Source organism: Streptomyces sp. NPDC093085 (assembly GCF_040683935.1).
GTDB lineage: Bacteria > Actinomycetota > Actinomycetes > Streptomycetales > Streptomycetaceae > Streptomyces.
The window spans coordinates 779379-804702 of sequence record NZ_JBFBFB010000001.1 but is presented as its reverse complement, the minus strand read 5'-3'; the positions used below and the strand labels follow the sequence as shown (position 1 = coordinate 804702).

The 25324-nt window shown below is 71.6% G+C and carries 17 protein-coding genes and 1 pseudogene; 6 read left to right on the top strand and 12 right to left on the bottom strand.

The genetic code is table 11. The features are described from left to right. Positions 1-179 precede the first annotated feature (179 nt). From AB0O07_RS03280 to AB0O07_RS03230, 11 genes are all read right to left on the bottom strand, one after another. Positions 180-3872 carry a ThuA domain-containing protein gene (locus tag AB0O07_RS03280; protein ID WP_365626027.1) on the bottom strand — a complete coding sequence of 1231 codons (3693 nt, stop codon included), beginning with the start codon at positions 3870-3872 and terminating at the stop codon, positions 180-182. 450 nt (positions 3873-4322) lie between these two features. Then, positions 4323-5327, bottom strand: a complete 1005-nt coding sequence (locus AB0O07_RS03275) for a sugar phosphate isomerase/epimerase family protein (protein WP_365626024.1) — start codon at positions 5325-5327, stop codon at positions 4323-4325. Between the two features lie 102 nt (positions 5328-5429). Then, positions 5430-6647 (bottom strand): Gfo/Idh/MocA family oxidoreductase, encoded by a 1218-nt coding sequence (locus AB0O07_RS03270; protein WP_365626021.1) that lies wholly within the window; start codon positions 6645-6647, stop codon positions 5430-5432. Between the two features lie 80 nt (positions 6648-6727). After that, positions 6728-7768, bottom strand: coding sequence for a substrate-binding domain-containing protein (locus tag AB0O07_RS03265; RefSeq protein WP_365626018.1), 1041 nt, complete (start codon positions 7766-7768; stop codon positions 6728-6730). 56 nt (positions 7769-7824) lie between these two features. Beyond that, a complete protein-coding gene (locus AB0O07_RS03260; protein ID WP_365626015.1) occupies positions 7825-8988 on the bottom strand; it encodes an ABC transporter permease in 1164 nt (387 codons plus the stop codon). Then, entirely contained in the window at positions 8985-10553 is a 1569-nt protein-coding gene (locus AB0O07_RS03255) for a sugar ABC transporter ATP-binding protein (protein ID WP_365626013.1), read from the bottom strand. Before AB0O07_RS03255 ends, AB0O07_RS03260 begins: the two co-directional genes overlap by 4 nt. 375 nt (positions 10554-10928) lie before the next feature. Further along, positions 10929-12113, bottom strand: coding sequence for an ROK family transcriptional regulator (locus AB0O07_RS03250; protein ID WP_365626010.1), 1185 nt, complete (start codon positions 12111-12113; stop codon positions 10929-10931). A gap of 354 nt (positions 12114-12467) precedes the next feature. Beyond that, a complete protein-coding gene (locus AB0O07_RS03245) occupies positions 12468-13145 on the bottom strand; it encodes a GntR family transcriptional regulator (RefSeq protein WP_365626007.1) in 678 nt (225 codons plus the stop codon). Positions 13146-13310: 165 nt separating this feature from the next. Beyond that, positions 13311-14258, bottom strand: a complete 948-nt coding sequence (locus AB0O07_RS03240; RefSeq protein WP_365626004.1) for a beta-ketoacyl-ACP synthase III — start codon at positions 14256-14258, stop codon at positions 13311-13313. Between the two features lie 115 nt (positions 14259-14373). Further along, entirely contained in the window at positions 14374-14520 is a 147-nt protein-coding gene (locus tag AB0O07_RS03235) for a hypothetical protein (protein ID WP_365626001.1), read from the bottom strand. After that, positions 14480-15892, bottom strand: a complete 1413-nt coding sequence (locus AB0O07_RS03230; RefSeq protein ID WP_365625998.1) for an OFA family MFS transporter — start codon at positions 15890-15892, stop codon at positions 14480-14482. The genes AB0O07_RS03235 and AB0O07_RS03230 overlap by 41 nt, the downstream gene beginning before the upstream one ends. A gap of 224 nt (positions 15893-16116) precedes the next feature. On the opposite strand from AB0O07_RS03230, the gene AB0O07_RS03225 reads away from it, so the two are divergent. The 5 genes from AB0O07_RS03225 (at position 16117) to fdhD (ending at position 23038) form a co-directional block, all read left to right on the top strand. Further along, complete coding sequence (locus AB0O07_RS03225) at positions 16117-17088, top strand: 2-dehydropantoate 2-reductase (protein ID WP_365625995.1); 972 nt, start codon at positions 16117-16119, stop codon at positions 17086-17088. A 155-nt stretch (positions 17089-17243) separates the two neighbouring features. Beyond that, the gene (locus AB0O07_RS03220) at positions 17244-19208 is read left to right on the top strand and encodes a molybdopterin-dependent oxidoreductase (RefSeq protein WP_365625992.1); all 1965 of its coding nucleotides are present in this window, start codon (positions 17244-17246) and stop codon (positions 19206-19208) included. 6 nt (positions 19209-19214) lie between these two features. Beyond that, positions 19215-21254: an NADH-ubiquinone oxidoreductase-F iron-sulfur binding region domain-containing protein gene (locus AB0O07_RS03215; RefSeq protein ID WP_365625989.1), complete on the top strand. Its 2040-nt coding sequence runs from the start codon at positions 19215-19217 to the stop codon at positions 21252-21254. Beyond that, entirely contained in the window at positions 21251-22108 is an 858-nt protein-coding gene (locus AB0O07_RS03210) for a 2Fe-2S iron-sulfur cluster-binding protein (protein ID WP_365625987.1), read from the top strand. Before AB0O07_RS03215 ends, AB0O07_RS03210 begins: the two co-directional genes overlap by 4 nt. 90 nt (positions 22109-22198) lie before the next feature. Then, on the top strand, positions 22199-23038 hold the full coding sequence (fdhD, locus tag AB0O07_RS03205; RefSeq protein WP_365625984.1) for a formate dehydrogenase accessory sulfurtransferase FdhD: 840 nt from the start codon (positions 22199-22201) through the stop codon (positions 23036-23038). A gap of 78 nt (positions 23039-23116) precedes the next feature. On the opposite strand, the pseudogene AB0O07_RS03200 reads toward fdhD, so the two are convergent. Next, positions 23117-24094, bottom strand: a pseudogene (locus tag AB0O07_RS03200) (bile acid:sodium symporter family protein); the annotation flags it as partial. 160 nt (positions 24095-24254) lie between these two features. Here AB0O07_RS03200 and AB0O07_RS03195 point away from each other — a divergent pair. Continuing rightward, a complete protein-coding gene (locus tag AB0O07_RS03195; protein WP_365625981.1) occupies positions 24255-25148 on the top strand; it encodes a LysR substrate-binding domain-containing protein in 894 nt (297 codons plus the stop codon). The last annotated feature ends 176 nt before the right edge of the window (positions 25149-25324 follow it).

Sequence of the window (25324 nt, the reverse complement as noted above, 5' to 3'; positions counted from 1 at the left end):
GCCGGTGGGGGGTCGGTGGCGGGGTGGTCGGTGATGAGGTGCGGTCGGTGGCGGGGTGGGGTCGGTGACGAGGTGTGGTCGGCGGTGGGGTGGGGTCGGTGACGAGGTGGGGTCCGTGGTGGACGGCGGGCGGGGGGTACGGCGCCTCCCCGCCCGCCGCCGGTCTGCGGTGCCGCCCGTCAGGTGGCGGGCAGTTCCTTGATCTCGATGTTCCGGAACGACACGTGGTCGTCGGCTCCGTGGTTCTGGAGCCCGATGTAGCCGTTCTTCAGGCTCCGTGCCGGGTCCTTGTTGGTGAAGTCGTTGATCTTCACGCCGTTGAGGAAGATCCGCAGCCGTTCGCCCTGGACCTTGATCTCGTAGTGGTTCCACTGGCCCGGCGGGCGCAGGACGCGGTCCCTGGCCTTGAGGTCGGCGGACTGGAAGCCGTAGACCGCGCCGGTGGTGCGGTCGGGGGTGTCGGTGGCGTCGATCTGCACCTCGTACCCGTTGTTCACGGCGGACCAGGGGTCCTCGGAGGCCGGGAAGCCCACGAAGACACCGGAGTTGTCGTCGCCCTCCATCTTCCAGTCGAGCTTGAGGGAGTAGGCGCCGAACTCCTTGGCCTGGTACCAGAGCAGCCCCATGCCGCCCTGGGAGCGGAGTTCACCGTCGACGATGTCGAACTTTCCGGGGCCTGCCTGCTTCCACCCTTCGAGGGTCTCGCCGTTGAAGAGCGAGCGGTAGCCGGTCTTCGGCTTGCAGTCGGCCTTGACCTGGCCGGCCGCGTACCTCAGGCCGCCCAACAGGTGCTGCCGGAAGGCGTCTTCGGCGTACGACTCCTTGGTGTGGCCGCCCCCGGTGTAGAAGGACCGGCCGCCCTGGTAGGTCTGGCACCAGGCGATCGGGTGGTCGCCCTTCATGGTGCCGCCGTTGTAGGTGGTCTCGTCGAGGGTGGCCAGGACACGGGCCTGGTCGCGGGGGTTGGTGCGGTAGTTGTACCACTCGTCGGTGCGCTGCCAGGTGTTGTCCAGGTGCGCGGTGGCCGGGTGGTCGTGGTCCTCGACGCGTACGGTGGCGGACTGGATCGCCGGGTGCGAGTCGAAGTAGGCGCCGACCAGGCCGCCGTAGAACTTCCACTCGTACTCGGTGTCGGCCGCCGCGTGGACGCCCATGTAACCGCCGCCGGTGGAGACGTAGTTCTCGAACGCCTTCTGCTGGTCGGCGTTGAGGACGTCACCGGTGGTGGAGAGGAAGACCACCGCGTCGTACCGGGCCAGGTTGTTGGTGGTGAACTGGCCGGCCTCCTCGGTGGCGTCGACGGTGATGCCGGTGGTCTTGCCGAGCTCCTTCAGGGCCTTGATGCCCTCGGGGATGGAGTCGTGGCGGAATCCGGCGGTCTTGGAGAAGACCAGGACCCGCTTCTCGGTCTTGCCGGGCGCGGAGTTGGAGATCTGGAAGTCGTCCACGTCGTAGAGGGCGCCGGAGCCGCCCTTGAAGACCAGGAAGAGTTCGGTGGTCTTCTTCGGCACGGAGCGCAGCGGGACGTCGATGTCCTGGAAGATCTCCCAGCCGCCGGTGACCGGGACCGGCGCGGAGCCGAGCAGGGTGCCGGTGGGCGAGCCGGTCCGTACCTCCAGGAAGCCGCCGGCGCCGCCGGAGGAGATCCGGGCGGTGAGCGTCTTGGCGCCGGTGAGGTTGTACGGCTTGAAGGAGATCCAGTCGCCGTTGTCGATGTCGCCGACGGTCTTGCCGCCGTTGGCCGCGGCCTTCTCCTGGACGGTGATGCCGGAGGAGTTGTTGAAGTGCTCGGCCTGCCGGTGGCGCGGCTGGAGCTGGGCCTGGCCGTGGCTGGTGATGGGGGCCTGGCCGCCGCCTCCGCCGTCGGTGTACTCGGCGTCGATCACACCGAAGATGTTGGCGTTGGGGTCGTGTTCGGTGTCGGCGGGCGCGGTGATGGTGCCTTCGCACCCGGTGGTGGAGGTGATCGGGTGGCCGTGGTTGTCATGGCCGAGGATGTAGCGGACGATCACCTTGGAGCAGTCGATCTCCCCGTCCTCCGGGTCGGTCACCTTCACCTTGAAGGGGAGGGTGTCGCCGAAGTTGAAGAGGGCTCCGTCGGCCGGGAGTTCGACGGTCACCTTCGGTGCGGTGTTGCCGACGACCACCCGGACGGAGGCGGTCCCGGTGCGCTCGGTCGGGTCGGTGACCGTGAGCCGGGCGGTGTAGGTGCCGTTGGTGCGGTAGGTGTGGGTGGGGTTGAGGGCGGTCGAGGTGGCGCCGTCGCCGAAGTCCCACGCGTAGGTGAGCTCGTCGCCGTCGGGGTCCTGGGTGCCCGCGGAGGAGAAGGCGACCTTCAGCGGGGCCTTGCCGGAGGTCTTGTTCGCCGCGGCCACGGCGATGGGCGACTTGCCGCCGGTGGAGTTCTCGATGCGGTAGAGCGCGGAGTGCTCGTCACCGCCGAACCAGGAGAGCCCGTAGTCGAGGACGTAGAGCGCGCCGTCCGGGCCGAAGGCCATGTCCATGACCTGGGTGCCGGACCACGGGAACGGGTTGATCTTCTCGACCTTGCCGTCGGCGTCCTGTTCGATCCGCTTGATCCACTGGCGGCCGAACTCCCCGGCGAAGAAGTCGCCGTCGTACTCCTCGGGGAACTTCACCGGGGAGTTGAGGTCGGCGTCGTACCGGTAGACCGGGCCGGCCATCGGGGACTCGGAGCCGTTGCCGAACTCGGGGACGCTGCCGCCGTCGTAGTCGATCCAGGCGGGCTGGGCGGGCGGCAGGTCGGTGAGTCCGGTGTTGTGCCGCGAGGTGTTCTTCGGGGCGGCGCAGTCGAAGGCGGCGCCGGACTCCTTGGTGCCGAAGTCGTAGTCGATGTACGGCTCGTTCTTGCCCACGCAGTACGGCCAGCCGAAGTTGCCGGGGGCGGTGACCCGGGCGAACTCCACCATGCCGGAGGGGCCCCGGGTCGGGGAGGCGGCGCCGGCGTCGGGGCCGTAGTCGCCGACGTACACGATGCCGGTCGGCTTGTCGACGGAGATCCGGAAGGGGTTGCGGAAGCCCATCGCGTAGATCTCGGGGCGGGTCTTCTCGGTGCCCGGGGCGAAGAGATTGCCCTCGGGGATGGTGTACGAGCCGTCGTCCGCGACCTTGATACGGAGCAGCTTGCCGCGCAGGTCGTTGGTGTTGCCCGCGCTGCGCTGGGCGTCGAACGCCGGGTTGCGGTCGGCGCGTTCGTCGATCGGCGTGTAGCCGTCGGAGGCGAACGGGTTGGTGTCGTCGCCGGTCGACAGGTACAGGTTGCCGTCGGCGTCGAAGTCGATGTCACCGCCGACGTGGCAGCAGGTGCCCCGGGAGGCGGCGACGTCGATGACCTTCTTCTCGCTCGCCTTGTCGAGGGTGCCGTCCTCGTTCAGCGTGAAGCGGGAGAGCCGGTTGACCCCGTCGAAGGGGGCGAAGTCGGCGGCGGTGCCGTTCTCGGGGGCGTCGCCCGCGGGGGTGTCGAGCGGGGGCGCGTAGTAGAGGTAGATCGCCCGGTTCTCGGCGAAACCGGGGTCGACCCCGACGCCCTGGAGCCCTTCCTCGTCGTGGCTGTAGACGTCGAGGACCCCGGCGACCCGGGTGTCGCCGCCGGCGTCGGTGATCCGCAGGGTGCCGTCGCGGGAGGTGTGCAGGACGCTGCGGTCCGGGAGGACGGCGAGCGACATGGGCTCACCGACCTCGTCGGCGCCCTTGGCGAGGGTGACCTGCTGGAAGCTCTCCTCCGCGGCCGGCGCCGACGGCGTCTCGGGCTCATGGGCGGCGGCGGGTACGGTGCTCAGGCTCGATCCGGCGAGCAGGGCTCCGGCCAGGAGAGCGAGGGTTTTTCTGACTCGGGGGCGTTTTCTGTGCACGAAAGTCCTCCAGAGTGGGCTGTTCGTACGGGTGCGGGCTGCCGGGAGGGCACGGTGTCCCGCGCTCTCGCCTCCCCGGGGGCGGTGGTCCCGCACCGGATTCCCCGTGGAGGGTGGCTATGTCACCGACGTGCGCCGTCACACCGGAGACCACCGTTGTGCTGTGCCGTGCTGTGCGCTGTGCCGTGCTGTGCTGTGCTGTGCGCTGTGCTGTGTCGTGATGTTGCTGTGCGTTGTACGGACGGCTGTCACCTGTTGGTCTGTACAACTCAATGTCATGGACGGTAGCCGGGTTCGTCCCGCACCGAAAGACCTTGCGCACGGGTGAAGTTGAACTTCTTCCACCTTAAGGACAAAGCGCCCACCGGGCAGGCCGAACCGCCCGGCGGCGTGTCGCCACCGCCGGGCGGCCGGACCGTGCGAACCGGGCCGCGCCCGGGACCGTACGGCCTACTCACCGCCCCCGAAGGCGGCGTCGAACGACGCGCTCGGCGGGTCGAAGTCGAAGCGCTTGAGCCCCGCCAGGGCCTCGGGCGCCCCGGAGAGCCGGTCCATGCCCGCGTCCTCCCACTCCACGGAGACCGGACCTTCGTACCCGATCGAGCGCAGCATCCGGAAGACGTCCTCCCAGGGCACATCGCCATGGCCGGCCGAGACGAAGTCCCAGCCGCGCCGGGGGTCGCCCCAGGGCAGATGGGAGCCGAGCCGCCCGTTGCGGCCGTCGAGGCGCTTGCGCGCCTCCTTGCAGTCGACGTGGTAGATCCGGTCCCGGAAGTCGTAGAGGAAGTTGACCGGGTCCAGGTCCTGCCAGACGAAGTGGCTCGGGTCGAAATTCAGTCCGAACGCGGGACGCCTGTCCACCGCCTCCAGCGCGCGGTGGGTGGTCCAGTAGTCGTACGCGATCTCACTCGGGTGGACCTCGTGGGCGAAGCGGACGCCCTCGGCGTCGAAGACGTCCAGGATCGGGTTCCACCGCTCCGCGAAGTCCTCGTACCCCCGGTCGATCATCCCGGGCGGCACGGGCGGGAACATCGCCACGAGGTGCCAGATCGAGGAGCCGGTGAAGCCGATCACCGTGTCGACGCCGAAGGCCGCCGCCGCCCTGGCGGTGTCCTTGATCTCGGCGGCGGCCCGCTGCCGGACGCCCTCGGGCTCGCCGTCGCCCCAGATACGGGGCGGCAGGATGCCCTGGTGGCGCTCGTCGATGGGGTGGTCGCAGACCGCCTGCCCGACGAGGTGGTTGGAGATCGCCCAGCACTTCAGCCCGTACTTGTCGAGGAGCTGGTGGCGGCCGGCCAGATAGCCGGGGTCCGCGAGGGCCTTGTCGACCTCGAAGTGGTCGCCCCAGCAGGCGAGTTCCAGCCCGTCGTAGCCGAAGTCACGGGCGAGCCGGCACACCTCCTCCAGGGGCAGATCGGCCCACTGGCCGGTGAAGAGCGTGAACGGGCGGGGCATTCGGACCTCCTTCTGGGACATCCCAGATTTCTGTGCCGGGAGGGCACTCGGTCCCCGGACGGTCCGGGAACCGGTTCGGTGCCGGGAGAGGCACTGGCCTCGTCAGGACGAGGCCGTCGGTACCGGGGTGTACACGGCGTTCTTCTCCGCGCTGTCCTGCACCGCGGCGAGCACCCGCTGCACCTGGAGCCCGTCCTCGAAGGACGGCGCCGGATCCCGCCCGGCGGCGACCGCCTCGACCAGATCGCGCACCTGGTGGGTGAACGTGTGCTCGTATCCGAGCGCGTGCCCCGGCGGCCACCACGCCTCCAGATACGGATGGTCCGGCTCGGTGACCAGGATCCGGCGGAAGCCGGAGGAGGCGGCGGGCTCGGTGTGGTCGTGGAAGGAGAGCTCGTTCAGCCGCTCCAGATCGAAGGCGAGCGAGCCGCGCTCCCCGTTGATCTCCAGCCGGAGCGCGTTCTTCCGCCCGGACGCCATCCGGGTCGCCTCGAAGGAGGCGAGCGCGCCGGAGGCGAGCCGTCCGGTGAACACCACCGCGTCGTCCACGGTGACCTCGCCCGTCTCCGTGCCCGCGGCGCCGGAGAGCCCGGCCCGCGCGCCGCCGAGGACGGGGCGTTCCTTGACGAAGGTCTCGGCCAGCGCGGAGACCCCCACCAGCTCCTCCCCCGACAGATACCGCACCAGGTCCACGATGTGCGCACCGAGGTCGCCGAGGGCCCCTGAGCCGGCCTGCTCGCGCTTGAGCCGCCAGGTCAGCGGGGCCGCCGGGTCGGCCAGCCAGTCCTGGAGGTAGGTGGCCCGGACATGGCGCAGCGCCCCGATCCGGCCCTCCTCGATCAGCTTCCTGGCGTACGTGATGGCCGGCACCCTGCGGTAGTTGAAGCCCACCATGGCCACCTGGCCCCGGGCCCGTGCCTCCCGGGCGGCCCGTACCATCGCCTCGGCCTCGGCGACCGAGTTGGCCAGCGGCTTCTCGCACAGGACGTGTTTGCCGGCCTCCAGTGCGGCGATCGCGATCTCCGCATGGCTCTCCCCGGGGGTGCAGATGTCGACCACCGACACATCATCGCGTGCGATCAGCGCGCGCCACCGGGTCTCGGCGGCGGCCCAGCCGTGTCTCTGGGCGGCGTCCCGCACGGCGGCCTCGTCCCGTCCGCAGATCGCGGCGAGCACGGGCCGCATCGGCAGGTCGAAGACGTGTCCCGCGGTGCGCCAGCCCTGGGAGTGGGCGGCGCCCATGAACGCGTATCCGACCATGCCGATGCCGAGTGCCGGCGGTGCGTCGGCGCCGTGGGCCGCCGCTTCCGTAGGGGTCATACGGAGTACTCCTCGTCTCTCGCTCGGTGGGGGTGACCCGGAGGCGCCGGTGGAGCCCGCTGACTCCACCGGCGGGCGGGTCAGTTGAAGCCGGTGGGGAGGTACTGGTCGACGTTGTCCTTGTCGACCACGGCCGAGAAGAGGGTGACCGAGGCGGGGATCTCCAGCTCCGCGAGGCCGCTGACGCCCCGGGCGTTGCCGAGGGTGCGGGCCAGGTCGATGGCGGAGGCGGCCATCGTGGGCGGGTAGAGCACCGTGGCCTTGAGCACGGTGTTGTCGGCCTTGATCGCGTCCATCGCGGACTTGGCACCGGCGCCGCCGACCATCAGGAAGTCCTTGCGGCCGGCCTGCTGGATGGCGCGGAGCGCGCCGACGCCCTGGTCGTCGTCGTGGTTCCACAGCGCGTCGAAGGAGGACTGCGCCTGGAGGAGCTGGGCCATCTTGGCCTGGCCCGACTCGACGGTGAAGTCGGCGGCCTGCCGGGCGACCTTCTTGATGTTGGGGTAGTTCTTCAGCGCGTCGTCGAAGCCCTTGGTGCGCTGCTGGGTCAGCTCCAGGCCGTCGATCCCGGCCAGCTCGACGACCTTGGCGTCCGGCTTGTCCTTGAGCTTCTGGCCGATGTAGTTGCCGGCGTTGACGCCCATGCCGTAGTTGTCGCCGCCGATGTAGGCGCGGTACGCCTGCGGGTTGGAGAAGACCCGGTCGAGGTTGATGACCGGGATCCCGGCGCGCATGGCCTTCAGCCCGACCTGGGTGAGGGCCTTGCCGTCGGCCGGCAGGATCACCAGGACGTCGACCTTCTTGTTGATGAGCGTCTCGACCTGGCCGATCTGCGCGGCGATGTCGTTGGAGCCCTCGGTGATGTCGAGGGTGATCTCCGGGTACTTCTTCGCCCGCGCCTTGGCCTGCTCGTTGATCGCGTTGAGCCAGCCGTGGTCGGCCTGGGGCCCCGCGAAGCCGATGGTGAGGGCCTTGCCCTCCTTGTCGTCGGCGGCCGGTCCGCTGTTGGTGGCGGTCTCCTTGGACGCGGCGGGTTCGTTGCTGGTGCAGGCGGTGAGGACGACGCCGGCGGAGACGGCGGCGGCCCCGAACAGCAGTCCTCTGCGGCTGGTTTCTGCCATGGCGGTTCAACCCTTCGGTAGGGCGGTGCGACGGGGGCGGGTGCGAGGCGGGGGTGCTATGCCTCGCCGGGGCGCGCGGTGCGGCGCTGGACCAGGACGGCGGCGACGATGATGGCGCCCTTGGCGATCTGCTGGACGTCGCTCTGGAGGTTGTTCAGAGCGAAGATGTTGGTGATCGTGGTGAAGATGAGGACCCCGAGGACCGAGCCGACGATCGTGCCGCGTCCCCCGCTGAGCAGGGTGCCGCCGATGATCGCCGCGGCGATGGCGTCCAGCTCGTACAGGTTGCCGTTGGTGTTCTGGCCGGAGCCGGCCAGGATGATCAGGAGGAAGGCGGCGATCCCGCAGCAGAGTCCGGAGAGCAGATAGAGGTAGAGGCGCTGGCGGCGGACGTCGATCCCGGCGAGCCGGGCCGCCTCCGCGTTGCCGCCGACGGCGACGGTGCGCCGGCCGAAGGTCGTCCGGTTGAGGATCAGCCAGCCGATCACGGTGACGGCGGCGAAGACCAGCACCAGCGGCGGGATCCCCAGCACGTACGCGTCCGGGAGACCGAGGTCGAGGACCGAGTTGACGGTGACGATCTGCGTCTTGCCCTCGGTGATCAGGAGGGCGAGGCCGCGGGCGGAGGCGAGCATCGCGAGCGTCGCGATGAACGGCACCATCCCGCCGTACGCGATGAGCACCCCGTTCACCAGGCCGCACCCGAGCCCCACGACCACCGCCGTGAAGAGAATCCCGGCGAACCCGAACTCCTGGGTGGCCAGGGTCGTGGCCCAGACGGAGGCGAGCGCGACGATGGCGCCGACCGACAGGTCGATGCCGCCGCTGGTGATGACGAAGGTCATGCCGACGGTGACCACGCCGATCACCGACGCCTGGGTGAGGACCAGTTGGAGGTTGGTCCCGGCGAGGAACTGCTCGGGTCTGGTGATGCCGCCGACGACGATCAGCGCGGCGAGCACCCCGAGCAGGGAGAGGTTGCGGACATCGAGCCGCAGCCCGAGGTCGCGCCAACCGCCGCTCGGCGAGGGCGTCTTGTCGGTACGGGCGCCGTGGGCGGGGCGGTCCCCGGCGGCGGACGAGGCCGTCGGGTCCTTCGCCGCCGAAGAGCCGGCGGAGTCGGCGGAGTTCGGCGAGGAGGTCAGGGTGGGCGAGGGCGGCCCGGACGCGGGCGCGCCGTCGGGCCCGCCGCGCCGCTCCTCGGAGGCGGGCTGTGTCATGGCGTCGGACTCCCTTCCATCACGAGATCGAGCACCCGGTGCTCGTCGAGTTCCTGTGCGGGCGCCCGGTGGACGACCCGCCCCTCACGGAGCACCAGCACCCGGTCGGCGAGGCCCAGTACCTCGGGGACCTCGCTGGAGACGAGCAGGACGGCGAGGCCCTCGTCGGCCAGCCGCCGGATCACGGCGTAGAGCTCCGCGCGGGCGCCCACGTCGACCCCGCGCGTGGGCTCGTCCAGCAGCAGCACCCGGCAGCCGCGCAGCAGCCAGCGGGCGAGGACCGCCTTCTGCTGGTTGCCGCCGGAGAGGGTGCGGACCGGGACGTCGGGGTTGTCGGGGCGCAGGGAGAGTTCCCTGGTGGCGGCGCGGGCGGCGGAGCGCTCCGCGGAGTGGTCGAGCCAGCCGCCCCGGGCGAAGCGGCCGAGCGAGGAGACCGACACGTTGCGGGTGACGGATTCGAGCAGCAGCAGCCCCTGGGCCTTGCGCTCCTCGGGGGCGAGGCCGAGCCCGGCGCGCACGGCGGCGCGGACGCTGCCGGGGCGGAGCGGGACGCCGTCCACGAAGACCCGGCCCGCGGTGGGGCGCCGGGCGCCGTAGATGGTCTCCAGGATCTCGGAGCGCCCGGAGCCGACCAGCCCCGCCAGGCCGACGATCTCGCCGGGCCGCAGGGTGAGGTCGACGGGGGCGAACTCGCCTTCCCTGGACAACCCTTCGACCCGGAGCACGGGCTCGGGGCGCGATCCGCCGGTATCCGTGACGGAGTCGGCGGGGCCCGAATCGGCGGTGTCGCCGGGGCGTTCGGGGAAGACGTACTCGACGTTGCGGCCGGTCATCAGGGCGACGACCTCGCGGGTCGGGGTCTCCTTGGCGGGGAGCGCGACCGCGACCGTGCGCCCGTCCTTGATGACGGTGACCCGATCCCCGATGCGCCGGATCTCTTCAAGACGGTGGGAGATGTAGATGACCGCGACCCCGTCGGCGGTGAGGGTGTCGACGGTACGGAAGAGGTTGTCGACCTCGTCGGGGTCGAGGGCGGCCGAGGGCTCGTCCATCACGATCAGCCGTACGTCGTGGGAGAGCGCGCGGGCCATCGAGACGATCTGCTGCTGGGCGGCGGAGAGTTCGCCGACCGCGCGGGTGGCCGGGATCTCGGGGTGGCCGAGCCGGGCGAGCAGCGCGGTGGCGCGGGTCCGCGCCTCGCGGCCCTTGACCACGAACCCGGCGGTGGTGGGCTCATGGCCGAGGAAGATGTTCTCGGCCACCGACAACCCCTCCACCAGGTCGAGTTCCTGGTAGATGGTGGCGATGCCGAGCCGCATCGCGGCGATGGGCGACTTGAGGGTGACGGGCTCGCCGCGCCAGGTGATCACCCCGCCGTCGGGCTGGTGGGCCCCGGCGAGCACCTTGATGAGGGTGGACTTGCCGGCGCCGTTCTGGCCGAGCAGACAGTGCACCTCGCCGGCCTCGACCGCCAGGTCCACCCCGTCGAGGGCGCGCACGCCGGGAAACGTCTTGGTGATGCCGGACATGGTGAGCAGCGGGGTCGGTGGTGGAGCTGGTGCCATGGCGGATCCCCTCGGCGGTAGCGGCCCGCCCCGTGGGACAGGCGGGCCCACGGGCAGGGTGCGGCGGAGCTGACGGACGCGGTGTGCGGGGTGTGTGCGGTGGTACGTGCGACGTGTGCGGTGGTACGTGCGCGGGGTGTACGTGTGGTGGTACGTGCGCGGTGGTACGTGCGCGGGGTGCGGCTCTGCGGCTCGTGCGGCTCTGGCGGCTCGTACGGGTGGCGCGGGTGGTGCGGGTGGTGCTGGGGTGCACGGGTGGTGCACAGGTGGTGCCCGGTGCGGTGGCGCGGTTCTTCCGGGGGCCTCGACGGCCCGTTGTGCCGTGGTGCGGGTCAGGTGTAGCCGTATCGGGTGGTCAGATGCGGGCCACCGGCCTCAGGCCGGTGAGAACAGGTGGTCGCTGATGAGCCGGGCCGCGCCGGTGACCCCGGCGGTGGGTCCCAGCTCGCCCAGGACGATGGGAAGGTTGCCGGTGGCCAGCGGCAGCGACTGGCGGTAGACCTGGGTCCGTACGCTGGCCAGCAGCGTGTGGCCGAGTCCGGTCACCCCGCCGCCGATCACCACCAGACCCGGGTTGAAGAAGCTGACCAGGGAGGCGATGACATGGCCGACCCGGTTGCCGCCGGCGCGGATGAGCTCCAGCGCCGCCGGGTCGCCGGCCGCCGCGGCGGCGGCGACGTCCACGGCGGTGAGCGGACCGCCCGACTCGGCGAGCCGGGTGGCGAGTTCGGGCGAGCGGCCGTCCCTGGCCGCCTCGTCCGCGTCCCTGGCGAGCGCGGCGCCGCTGAAGTACGCCTCCAGACACCCCTTGTTGCCGCAGGGGCAGGCGCGCCCCTCCGGCTCGACCTGGATATGGCCGATGTCCCCGGCGCTGCCGGTGGTGCCCCGGTAGACATCGCCGCCGACGACGATGCCGCAGCCGATGCCGGTGCCGATCTTGACGCAGAGGAAGTCGCCCACGGAGCGGGCGACGCCCGCGTGCTGCTCCCCCATCGCCATCAGGTTCACGTCGTTGTCGACCATGACCGGGCAGCCGAGTTCCTGGCTGAGCGCCTCCCGTACCGGGAAGCCGTCCCAGCCGGGCATGATCGGCGGGGCGACCGGCACCCCCTCGGGGAAGCGGACCGGGCCCGGCACGCCGATGCCCGCGCCGTCGAACTCCTCGGCCAGCCCGCTGTCCTTCAGCTTGTTGGCCATGACGAGGGCCTGCTCGAAGACGGCGACGGGCCCTTCGCGGACGTCCATGGGGTGGTTGAGATGGCCCAGGACCTCCAACTCGGCGTTGGTGACGGCCACATCGATGGAGGTGGCGCCGATGTCGACGCCGAGGAAGCGCATGGCGGGGGCCAGCCGGATGTTGTGCGAGCGCCGGCCGCCGCGCGAGGCGGCGAGCCCGTCGGCCACCACCAGCCCGGTCTCCAGCAGCCGGTCGACCTCGACGGCGAGCTTGGAGCGCGACAGGTCGACCTGATCGCCGAGCTGCGCCCGGGAGTTGGGGCCGCCGTCGCGCAACAGCCTGAGCAGCCGCGCCTGGTGAGCGTTTGCCGGTCGTGCGGTCATTCGTCTCACGCGCCCCTCCCCGCCTGCTCGGCCGTATGCGTCATGCGCAGATGATCGTGGCCGGGTCTCCCCGTGCCGCCGCTTTCGAGGGAACGTAGCAGCGGTTGCCCGAAGGGGGAAGAAGTTGCGCGGGAATCAGTACCAACTTTCTCCACAGCGAGGACAAAGGAGGGGCCGGAAGGTGGCCGGAAGGCGATCCCCCCGTCCGCCCCGGGGCGCGCGAAGGCCGCCACACGCCGTCCGTACGACGGCCCGTGTGACGGCCTTCGAAAACCCCCGGCCCCTCGGAAGCCCCGGGAGCCCCGGGAGCCGGGGAAGCCCCGGAAGCCTTCCGGGAGCCCCCGGGTGCCCGGGTCAGGTGCGTTCGCGCTGGTGGTACGTGGCGCGGGTGTGCTCCGTGTGCGCCTTCATGACCTCGGTGGCGCGCGCCTCGTCCCGGGCGGAGATCGCGGCGATCAGCTCGCGGTGCTCGATCCAGGACTGTCTGCCGCGCTGCCGGGCGACCGGCGTGTAGTACCAGCGGACCCGGCGGTCCACCTGGGCGGCGAGTTCGGCCAGGACGACATTGCCCGCCAGCTCCATCACCTTGGCGTGAAAAGCGGCGTTGACGGCGACGGCCCGGTCCACGTCGTCGTCGGCCACCGCGCGCTCCCCCTGGGCGCAGAGCTCCTCCAGCGCGGCGATGCCCGCCGTACCGGAGTTGGCGGCGGCCAGCCGGGCCGCCTCCGCCTCCAGCAGCGTACGGACCGAGAGGAGCTGGTCCGCCTCCTCCTCGGTCGGCTCGTGGACGAAGGCGCCCTGCGCCGGGCGGAGATCGACCCACCCCTCGGTGTTGAGCCGCTGCAACGCCTCCCGCACCGGCTGCCGCGACACCCCGAGGTGGCCCGCGAGTTCGCTCTCGACGAGGTGCTGTCCGGGCTGGAGCGCCCGGGTCGTTATGAGTTCGAGCAGGGCCTCGTAGACGCGCTCCCGCAGGGGACCCGGCCGTTCGAGCTTGGGGACGGATCCCTGCGCCAGCTTCGCGGACAGCATCGCGGTCGACCTCCTGGCCGGCTGTGTCGATGACGGTGGCGACAACCCCTGGTGGAGCGCCCGCACACAGCGTGTGAGGGCATCACCACATTGGCTATCGTCTACAGTCTACCGACCCTGCCCGAGATCATGGCCGGATGGCCGGGTTTCAGCGGGCGGCCGGGTTCAGGGGCAGCGGATGATCTGGCCCGCGTACGAGAGGTTGCCGCCGAAGCCGAAGAGCAGCGCGGGGGCCCCCGACGCGACCTCGCCGCGCGCCACCAGCTTGGAGAGCGCCATCGGGATCGAGGCGGCGGAGGTGTTGCCGGACTCCACGACATCGCGGGCGATGACCGCGTTGACCGCGCCGATCTTCTGTGCGACGGGCTCGATGATCCGCAGGTTCGCCTGGTGGAGCACGACGGCGGCCAGCTCCTCCGGGGCGATCCCCGCGCGCTCGCAGACCCGGCGGGCGATCGGCGGGAGCTGGGTGGTGGCCCAGCGGTAGACGGACTGCCCCTCCTGGGCGAAGACCGGCGGGGTGCCCTCGATCCGTACCGCGTGCCCCATCTCCGGGACGGAGCCCCAGAGCACCGGGCCGATCCCGGGCTCCTCGCCCTCCTCGGTGGCCACGACGACGGCGGCACCGGCGCCGTCGCCGACCAGCACACAGGTCGTACGGTCCGTCCAGTCGGCGACGCCGCTCATGCTGTCCGCGCCGATGACCAGCACTTTGGTCGCGGATCCGGCCCGTACGGCATGGTCGGCGGTGGCCAGCGCGTGGGTGAAGCCCGCGCAGACCACATTGAGGTCCATGACGGCCGGGGAGCCCATGGAGAGCCGCGCGGCGACCCGCGCGGCGGTGTTCGGCGACCGGTCGATCGCCGTGGAGGTGGCGACCAGCACCATGTCGATGTCGGCGGGGGCGAGACCGGCCGCCGCGATCGCCTTGGCGCCCGCGTACGCGGCCAGCTCGTCCACCGGCTCATCGGGTCCCGACACGTGCCGGGTCCTGATGCCGACCCGGCTCGTGATCCATTCGTCGCTGGTGTCGACCATCGCCGCCAGGTCGTCGTTGGTGAGCACTTTGGCGGGCTGATAGTGCCCCAGCGCGGCGATACGAGTACCGGTCATCCCGGGACCCCCTCTTCGTCGACAATCACAGGAGTGGTCCAGTCTTGTCAGCGACTCGCCGGTAACGGTGCGGGGGAACCAACAGGATTCGTCGGCTTCGCTTGGAGCTTCCGTCTCATCCGGTGAAGAGCTGAGTGACCTTGAGGACCAGCTCGTACACACCGTACGCGAGGGGAATCCCGACCCAAAGCCAGGCGAAGACGATCAGACCGGTCCTGCGGTCACCGGACGGGGTCGCGCTGCTCGTCGGCGAGGTGCTCATCGGCTGCCTCCTCCTTCTTCTCTTCCGCTTCGGGGATGTGGTGGTGGCGGGGGTGGACGGGGCGGACGAACTCGTTGGCGACGAAGCCGACGACGAGCAGTCCGATCATGATGGTGAAGGAGAGCCCGTAGAGCCCGGAGCCGCTCTTGCCGGCCTCCGCCTGGCTGTCGGCGACCCAGTTGACGATCAGCGGGCCGAGGACGCCCGCGGTGGACCAGGCGGTCAGCAGCCGGCCGTGGATGGCGCCGACCTGGTAGGTGCCGAAGAGGTCCTTGAGGTAGGCGGGGATGGTGGCGAAGCCGCCTCCGTAGAAGGAGAGGATCACCAGGGCGCAGCCGATGAAGAGCGGCTTCGACGCGTCACCGAACTGCGAGATCAGCAGATACATGACGGCGCCGACACCGAGGTAGAGGCGGTAGATGTTCTTGCGGCCGATCAGGTCCGAGGTGGAGGACCAGCCGATCCGGCCCGCCATGTTGGCCGCGGAGAGCAGCGCCACGAACCCGGCGGCGGCCGAGACGGAGACCGGCGTGGAGCTCTTCGCGAAGAAGTCGGTGATCATCGGGGCGGCCTTCTCCAGGATCCCGATGCCCGCCGTGACGTTCATGCAGAGGACGATCCACAGGCACCAGAACTGGGGGGTGCGGATCGCGGAGCGTGCGGAGACCTGTGCGGTGGAGATCAGCGAGCCGGCGGCGGGCTTTGCCTCCTCCTCGGCCTTCGCCCCGACCTCGGCCTCGGGGGCTTCGGGGGCCTGCTGCCGGTAGCCCGGCGGGGGAACCCGGACCAGCAGCACGCCGAGGCTCATGAACGCGGCGTACACCAGGCCGTGGGTGAGGAAGGCGTACGCGATGCCGTCCGTGCCGGTGCCGTACGACTGGAGCATCTGGGCGGACCACGGCGAGGCGATGAGCGCGCCGCCGCCGAACCCCATGATCGCGATGCCGGTGGCCATACCGGGCCGGTCGGGGAACCACTTCATCAGCGTGGAGACCGGCGAGATGTAGCCGATGCCGAGGCCGATCCCGCCGACGCATCCGTAGCCGAACACAATCAGCCAGAACTGCGAGGTGGCGGCGCCGAGCGCGGCGATGAGGAAGCCGGACGAGAAGCAGCAGAGGGCGACGGTCATCGCCCAGCGCGGCCCGTTGCGTTCGACCAGGGTGCCGCCGAAGGCGGCCGACAGACCGAGCATCACGATGCCCAGTTGGAACGGGAGCGCGCTCTGGGTGCCGGAGAGACCGAGGGCGGATTCGAGCGGGGGCTTGAACACGCTCCAGGCGTACGCCTGGCCGATCGAGAGGTGCACCGACAGCGCGGCGGGGGGCACCAGCCAGCGGCTCCAGCCGGCGGGTGCGAGTGGTGGCTTCATGGGCGCGACTCTAGGAACGGGTGGCCCCGCTTGGGAAGATCTTGAGCCGGAGTTTGCTGATTGTATGCCGAACTGGAGCCTTGTCGACCGCAATTCCATACTGTAGACAATATTTCTCCGGCTTCTCCGGCATGTGCCCGGAGAAGCCGGAGGTCATACCCCACGCCCCACCCCCTCGCCCTCGCCCTTCATCGGTCCCCCTCAACCGAACGGAGAGCCCCACCGTGAAAGTCGCAGTCGTCGGCGCCGGAGCCATCGGCGCCTATGTCGGAGCCGCCCTGCACCGGGCCGGCGCCGATGTCCATCTCCTCGCCCGTGGACCGCACTTGGCGGCCATGCGGCAGTACGGAGTCCGGATACGCAGCCCGCGCGGGGACTTCACCGCCCGGGTGCCCGCCACCGACCGGCCCGCCGACATCGGCCCGGCCGACTATGTGTTCCTGGGCCTGAAGGCCACCTCCTACGCGGCGTGCGGCCCGTTGGTGGCGCCCCTGCTCCAGGGACACACGGCGGTCGTCGCCGCCCAGAACGGCATCCCCTGGTGGTACTTCCACGGCCACGGGGGCCCGTACGACGGCCGCCGGATCGAGAGCGTCGACCCGGCGGGCTCCGTCAGCGCCGTCCTGCCGCCCGAGCGTGCGATCGGGTGCGTGGTGTACGCGGCGACCGAGCTGACGGGCCCCGGCGTGGTCCGGCACCTCGAAGGGACCCGCTTCTCCATCGGCGAACCGGACCGCTCGGTCTCCGCGCGCTGTCTGGAGCTGGCCGAGGCGCTGCGGGCGGGCGGCCTCAAGTGCCCGGTCGAGCCGGAGCTGCGCGAGGACATCTGGATCAAGCTCCTCGGCAACATCTCCTTCAACCCGATCAGCGCGCTGACCCGCGCCACCATGCGGGAGATGTGCCGGCACCGCTCCACCCGCGAGGTCATCGAGCTGATGATGAACGAGTCGCTGCGGGTCGCGCGGGCGCTCGGCTGCCACCCCCGGATCTCCGTCGAACGGCGCCTGGCGGGCGCCGAACGCGTCGGCGACCACCGCACCTCCACCCTCCAGGACCTGGAGCGGGGCAAGCCCCTGGAGCTGGACGCGCTGCTCGCCGCCGTGGTCGAACTCGCGGCGGCCACCGGGGTGGAGGTGCCGACGCTCCGCACCGTGGCCGCCATCTCGGACCTGCTGGCACGCGGCGCCGCCGCCTGACCGGGCGGGCCCCGGCACCTCCGCGCACACGCGGTTCCGGCGGGTGCGTGGCCGAATCCCCTGTCCCGGGGGTTCCGTTGCGCACCCGCCTACAGAATACTGTATGCAATGAAGGATGGTACGGCCGCCGGCCCTCACTCCGAGGAGAGCGCAGCGTGAAGAAGCGAGACCGGACCCCCACGACCTACGCCCGCATCACCCATCCGATGGTGCGCGACACCAAGGAAGGCCCCCTGCGCCGGGCCACCTGGGACGAGGCGCTGGACCGGGCGGCCGAGGGGCTGGCGGCGGCGCGCGGCGCCTTCGGCATGTTCTCCTGCGCCCGCGCCACCAATGAAATGAACTACGTGGCGCAGAAGTTCGCCCGGGTGGTGATGGGCACCAACAACGTGGACTCCTGCAACCGGACCTGCCACGCGCCGAGCGTCGCCGGACTCTCCGCCGTCTTCGGCTCCGGCGGCGGCACCTCCTCGTACGGCGAGGTCGACCACACCGACCTGATCGTCATGTGGGGCTCCAACGCCCGCTTCGCACACCCGATCTTCTTCCAGCACGTCCTGCGCGGGATCAGGAACGGCGCCCGGATGTACGCCGTCGACCCGCGCCGCACCTCCACCGCCGAATGGGCCGAGAGCTGGCTCGGGCTGAACGTCGGCACGGACATCCCGCTGGCCCACGCGATCGGCCGCGAGATCATCCACGCCGGGCTCCACAACACGTCGTTCATCGCCCGCGCCACCACCGGCTTCGCGGCGTACGCGGCGGAGGTCGAGCCCTGGACACTCAGCGCCGCCGAGCGCGTCACCGGGGTGCCCGCCGAGGCCGTCAGGGAGCTCGCGCACGCCTACGCCCGCGCCGAACGGGCCCAGCTCTGCTGGACGCTGGGCATCACCGAGCACCACAACGGCACCGACAACGTCCGCGCCCTGATCAACCTCGCCCTGCTCACCGGACATGTCGGCAGATACGGCTCCGGGGTGCAGCCGCTGCGCGGCCAGAACAACGTGCAGGGCGGCGGCGACATGGGCGCCATCCCCAACCGGCTCCCCGGCTTCCAGGACATCCTGGAACCGGCGGTACGGCGGAAGTTCGAGACCGCGTGGGACACCGTCATCCAGCCCCGCTACGGGCTCAACCTGACCGAGATGTTCGAGGCGATGGAGAGCGGCGGACTCCGCGCCGTCTACTGCGTCGGCGAGAACCCCGCCCAGTCGGAGGCCGACAGCGAGCAGGCCGTCCGGCGGCTGCGGCGCCTCGACTGCCTCGTGGTGCAGGACATCTTCCTCACGAAGACCGCCGAACTCGCCGATGTGGTGCTCCCCGCCACCGCCGCGTGGGCCGAGACCGACGGCACCACCACCAACAGCGAGCGCCGGGTGCAGCGGGTGCGCAAGGCGCTCGACCCGCCCGGGGAGGCGCGCGAGGACACCGAGATCATCTGCGAGCTGGCCGGACGGCTGGGCCACGCCTGGACGTACGCGGACGCCGAGTCGGTCTGGAACGAACTCCGTTCGGTCTCCCCCGACCACTACGGCATGACCTACGACCGGCTCGCCGAACACCAGGGCATCCAGTGGCCCTGCCCCGACCTCGACCGCCTCGAACCCACCTTCCTGCACGGCCGGTTGTGGGAGCGCGACCCCGAACGGCGCGGCCGGCCCGCCCCGTTCGGCATCGTCCGGCACGACCCGCCGGTCGACCTGACCGACGACCGCTACCCCATCCGGCTCACCACGGGGCGACGGCTCGACTCGTACAACACCGGTGTCCAGAGCGGAAGTTTCGCCTCCCCGCTGCGGCGCGGCGAGTATGTCGAGCTCTGCCCGGAGGACGCCGAGCGGTACGGGGTGACGGTCGGCGAGGAGGTACGGGTCAGCTCCCGGCGCGGCGCCGTCCTGGCCCCGGTCTGGATCGACCCCGGGCTCCGTCCCGGACTCGCCTTCATGACCATGCACTTCCCGGACGAGGTGGACACCAACCAGCTCACCATCGAGGCCAACTGCCCGATCGCGGGCACCGCCGAGTTCAAGGCGTCCGCGATCCGGATCGAGAAGCTGCACGTCGATGCCGCCACCGTCGCTGCCCGTGGCGTCGATACCGCCGTCCCGGAGAGGAGTTGACAGGTCGTGGACCTGCGTTTCGGGGACAGCAAGCCGACCGACGAGGAACGGGCGGCCGTGGACGCGCTGCTCGGCCCGCCCGACTCCGCCTGGGAGGGCGCGGACGACCGTACCGACACCGACCTGCGGTGGGCCCGGGGCGGCAGGGCCGCGCGCGACCGGCGCGACCTGCTCCTGCCCGGCCTGCACGCGGTCAACGACCGGATCGGCTGGATCAGCGAGGGCGCCCTCGGCTACCTCTGCCGGCGGCTCACGGTGCCCCCGGCGGAGGCGTACGGCGTGGCCACGTTCTACGCGATGTTCGCCGTACGCCCCCGCCCCGCGAAGCTCCTCCACCTCTGCACCGACCTGGCCTGCGCGAGCCGGGGCGCCACCGCCCTCCGGGCGGAGGTGGAGCGGCGGCTCGGGCCGGCCGGGGCGGTTTCGGGCGGTGCCGTCCCGGGCGGCGGTGGCGGTGGTGGAAGCGGTTCCAGCGGTACGGCGGAAGGCGCACCCCCGGGCGCCGTCCAGTGGCAGCCCAGCCCCTGCCTCGGGCTCTGCGAGCGCGCCCCCGCCGCGCTCCTGATCCAGGCCGGCGCCCCATCCCCCGCCACCCCAGGCACCGCCGCCCCAGAGGCCCCCACCACCCTCACCCCCGACCCGCGCCTCCGCCCGTACGCCACCGCCGTCGTCGCCCCCGCCACCGCCGACGCCCTGCTGCGCGCCGCCGCCGACCCCGCCGGGGCGCCCGCCGAGCCGGCCGCCGCGAGCGCCGTGCCCCAGGCCGGGCAGCCCGGTCTGACGCTGCTGCGCCGGGTCGGCGCCGTCGACCCGTACAGCCTCGACGACTACCGCGCCCACGGCGGCTACACGGCCCTGCGCCGGGCCTTCGAACTCGGCCCCGCCGGGGTCATCCGCGAGGTGACCGACGCCGGTCTCGTCGGCCGGGGCGGCGCCGCCTTCCCCACCGGGCGCAAGTGGCAGGCCACCGCCGCCCAGCCCGCCCACCCGCACTATCTGGTCTGCAACGCCGACGAGTCGGAGCCCGGCACCTTCAAGGACCGGGTGATCATGGAGGGCGACCCGTACTCCCTGATCGAGGCGATGACCATCGCCGGATACGCCGTCGGCGCCCGCCACGGCTACCTCTATCTGCGCGGCGAGTACCCGCGCGCCCTCCGCCTCCTCCGGCACGCCATCGGCCGGGCGCGCGCCCGGGGGCTGCTCGGCGACGACATCCTCGGCCAGGGATACGCGTTCGACATCGAGATCAGGCGCGGCGCCGGGGCGTACATCTGCGGCGAGGAGACCGCCCTGTTCAACTCCATCGAGGGGTACCGGGGCGAGCCGCGCTCCAAACCCCCCTTCCCCGTCGAGCAGGGCCTGTTCGCCAAACCGACCGCCGAGAACAACGTCGAGACCCTGGTCAACGTCCTCCCCGTCCTCACCGGCGGCGCCCAGGCGTACGCGGCCACCGGCACCCCGGGATCCACCGGGCCCAAGCTCTTCTGCGTCTCCGGCACCGTCGGCCGCCCCGGCGTCTACGAACTCCCCTTCGGCGCCACCCTCGGCGAACTCCTCGACCTCGCCCAGGCGCCCGCCACCGTACGGGCCGTCCTGCTCGGCGGCGCGGCGGGCGGCTTCGTACGCGCCGACGAACGGGACATCCCGCTCACCTTCGAGGGCACCCGCGCCGCCGGGACCACCCTCGGCTCCGGGGTGGTCCTCGTCCTGGACGACACCGTCGAACTCCCCCGGATGCTGCTGCGCATCGCCGAGTTCTTCCGCGACGAGTCCTGCGGCCAGTGCGTGCCCTGCCGGATCGGCACGGTCCGCCAGGAGGAGGCCCTGCACCGGATCGCCGGCCGTACGGGGGCCGCCGCCGACGACGACATCGCGCTCCTCCGCGAGGTCGGGCGGGCGATGCGGGACGCCTCCATCTGCGGGCTCGGCCAGAGCGCCTGGAACGCCGTCGAATCCGCCATCGACCGCCTGGGGGTCTACGCCGCCGCCCCCGCGCCCCCGACCACCCCCGCGACCGCCCACGAGACGGAGAGCGCCCTGTGACCGCGATACCGCTCCAGCCACCGCGCCGGCTGGTCGAGTTCACCCTCGACGGCCAGGAGACCCGGGTGCCCGAGGGCACCACCGTCCTGGACGCCTGCCGCGCCGCCGGCACCGACCTCCCCACCCTCTGCGAGGGCGACACCCTCACCCCGAAGAACGCGTGCCGCGTCTGCGTGGTCGAGGTGGAGGGCGCCCGCACCCTCGCCCCCGCCTGCTCGCGCCGCGCCGAACCCGGAATGACCGTCCGCACCGACAGCGAGCGCGCCCGGCACAGCAGAAAGCTCGTCCTGGAACTCCTCGCCTCCGCGACCGACCTCTCCACCACCCCCCGGGCCGCCGAGTGGATCGAGGAGTACGGGGCGGAGCCGGACCGGTTCGGAGCGGACGCCGCCCGGCTCGACGAAGAGCCGAAGATCGACAACGAACTGTACGTACGCGACTACGACAAGTGCATCCAGTGCTACAAATGCGTCGACGCCTGCGGTGAGCAGTGGCAGAACACCTTCGCGATCTCCGTCGCGGGGCGCGGCTTCGACGCCCGTATCTCCACCGAACACGACGCGCCGCTCACCGACTCCGCCTGCGTCTACTGCGGCAACTGCGTCGAGGTCTGCCCCACCGGCGCCCTCAGCTTCACCACCGAGTTCCGGATGCGCGAGGCGGGCACCTGGGACGAGGAGGCCCAGACCCGGACCACCACCGTCTGCGCGTACTGCGGCGTCGGCTGCAACCTCACCCTGCACGTGCAGGACAATGAGATCGTGAAGGTCACCTCCCCGCACGACAACCCGGTGACCCATGGCAACCTCTGTATCAAGGGCCGCTTCGGCTATCAGCACGTACAGCAGCGCTGAACCCGGCTCGGCACGGCTGAACGGAGCCGAACCGGGGCACCCTGTTCAACGAGCGACACAGCGACACCACGACGAGTAGGACTGATCACCATGGGACGGGTCACCGAGCGCCGCCGCACCATCCGGATCCGGGACGGGGCCGTCACCACCCGCCCCGACACCCTGGTCGCCGAGGAGCCCCTGGAGATCCGCCTCAACGGCAAACCGCTCGCCATCACCATGCGCACCCCCGGCGACGACTTCGCGCTCGCCGCCGGGTTCCTCGTCAGCGAGGGCGTCCTCGCCGCCGCCGAGGACGTCCGCTCCATCGTCTACTGCGCGGGCGCCCAGGCCGACGGCACCAACACGTACAACGTCGTCGACGTCCAGCTCGCCCCCGGTGTCCCCGTTCCCGACATCACCCTCGAACGGAACGTCTACACCACGTCGTCCTGCGGACTCTGCGGCAAGGCCAGCCTCGACGCGGTACGGACCACCGCCCGCTTCCCGATCCACGACACTCCCCCGGTCCGCGTCGAACCCACCCTGCTCGCCGGCCTCCCCGACCGGCTGCGGGCGGCGCAGGCGGTCTTCGACCGGACCGGGGGTCTGCACGCCGCGGCGCTCTTCTCCGAGGACGGCGAACTGCTCGACATCCGCGAGGACGTCGGCCGCCACAACGCCGTCGACAAGCTCGTCGGCCGCGCCCTCCGCCAGGACCTCCTGCCCCTCTCCCGGGCCATCCTCCTGGTCTCGGGCCGCGCCTCCTTCGAACTCGCCCAGAAGGCCGTCATGGCGGGCATCCCCGTCCTCGCGGCCGTCTCGGCGCCGTCCTCACTCGCCGTCGACCTGGCCGCCGAGAGCGGGCTCACCCTCGTCGGCTTCCTCCGCGGCGCCTCCATGAACGTGTACGCGGGAGACCACCGGATCGCCCTGCACACCGGCGTATGACCCCACCGGAGTGCGATCCCCTCCCGCCGCACGGGACAGCCCCCGGCCGATGAGGAGCGCCCCCTGCGTCGGCCGGGGCTCCGGGTCCTTGGCGCGGCGTTTGGCCAGGACGGCGCAGACCATGAGCTGCATCTGGTGGAAGAGCATCAGGGGGAGGACCGCCAGGCCGGCCTGGGCGCCGAAGAGGACCGTGGCCATGGGGAGTCCGGCGGCCAGGCTCTTCTTGGAGCCGGCGAACTGGATGGCGATCCGGTCCTCCCGTACGAAGCCGAGCCGCTTCGCCCCGTACCAGCTCACCGTCAGCATCGCCGCGAGCAGCACCGCCTCCACCAGGAGCAGCACGCCCAGCCGCGCCGGGGTGACCTGGTGCCAGATACCGGTGACCACGCCCTCGCTGAACGCGGTGTAGACGACCAGCAGCACCGAGCCCCGGTCGACCAGGCCCAGCACCTTCTTGTGGCGGGTCAGGAAACCGGCCACCCAGCGGCGGAGGAGCTGGCCGGCGAGGAAGGGGAGAAGGAGCTGGGCGACGATCTTGACCAGGGAGTCCGTGGAGAAGCCCGCCGTTCCGCCGCCGATCAGCAGCGCGACCAGGAGCGGGGTGAGCACGATGCCGAGGAGGCTGGAGAAGGAGCCCGCGCAGATCGCGGCGGGGACATTGCCCCGGGCGATCGAGGTGAAGGCGATGGACGACTGGACCGTCGAGGGCACCAGGCAGAGGAAGAGCAGCCCGCTGTAGAGGGGCGGGGTGAGGGCGAACGGGACGAGGCCCCTCGCCGCCAGGCCCAGCAGGGGGAAGAGGACGAAGGTGCAGGCCAGCACCGTGAGGTGGAGGCGCCAGTGGCGCAGGCCCTCGACGACTTCGGCGGTGGAGAGGCGGGCGCCGTAGAGGAAGAAGAGCAGCGCCACCGCCCCGGTGGTGGCGCCGCCCGCGACCTGCGCGGCGGTGCCGGAGACCGGGAGGAGGGCGGCGAGGCCGACGGTGGCGAGGAGGGTCAGGACGTACGGGTCGACCGGCAGCCGGGAGAGGGCGTTCGGGATGGTGCGGCGGTTCATGTGCTCCAACTGCTGGCTGTGTCGGGATCGGGATCAGGGGCGGATCCGGATGCGGATGCGGATCGGGCCTCTCCAGCTTGCGCCCCGCCCCGTCGATCGGGAATCCCGGATGCCGACCTGACTGTCATCACGTTTCGCGATGGGGCTCTACCCTGGGGGTATGTACGATCCCGGACAACTCCGCACCTTTCTGACCGTCGCCCAGACGCTGAGCTTCACCCAGGCGGCGCGGCGGCTCGGCGTACGGCAGTCCACGGTGAGCCAGCATGTGCGGCGGCTGGAGGACGCCACGGGGCGGCCGTTGTTCACCCGGGACACGCACGGCGTGGAGCTGACGGAGGACGGTGAGGCCATGCTCGGCTTCGCCGGGACCATCCTCGCCGCGCACGACCGGGCCACGGCCTTCTTCACCGGGACGCGGCTGCGCGGGCGGCTGCGGTTCGGCGCCTCCGAGGACTTCGTGCTGACGCGGCTCCCGGAGATCCTGGAGTCCTTCCGGCGCGACCACCCGGAGGTCGACCTGGAGCTGACCGTCGAGCTCTCCGGCACCCTGCACCAGCGGCTCGCGGCGGGCGGGCTCGATCTGGTGCTGGCCAAGCGGCGGCCCGGCGACACCCATGGCCGGCTGGTCTGGCGCTCCGGCCTGGTGTGGATCGGGGCGCCGCAGCTCAGGATCGACCCGGAGCGTCCGGTTCCGCTGATTCTCTTCCCGCCGCCGGGGATCACCCGGGCCCGTGCGCTGGAGGTGCTGGAGGCGCACGGCAGGCGGTGGCGGGTGGCGTGTACGAGCGCGAGTCTGAGCGGGCTGATCGCGGCGGCCCGGGCGGGGCTCGGCGTGATGGCGCACACCCGGGGGCTGATCCCGCCGGGCCTGGTGCCGGTGACCGCCAAGGCGGGGCTGCCGGAGCTGGGCGGGGTGGAGTTCGTACTGCTGGACGGCGGCGCCTCGGGGCCGGGGCGGGCGGGCCCGGCGACGCGGGAGGCGGCGGACGCGCTGGCCGCGGCTATCCTGGCGAGCGGTGACCGGCTGCACCGCGCCCCCGCCGAGGGGTGATCCGGGCGGCACGGGTGGCGTGACCGGCGGTGTCCGCCCCGCCGGGGGCGGAGCGCGCCGGGCGGGGCATCAGATGCGTACCAGAACGTCCGCCATGGTAGAGCGCCGGTGTGCGCGGCGTACGGATTCGGTGGAGATTCCCCCGTTGCCCGCTTGTTCCGGGGTCTGATGGGGCT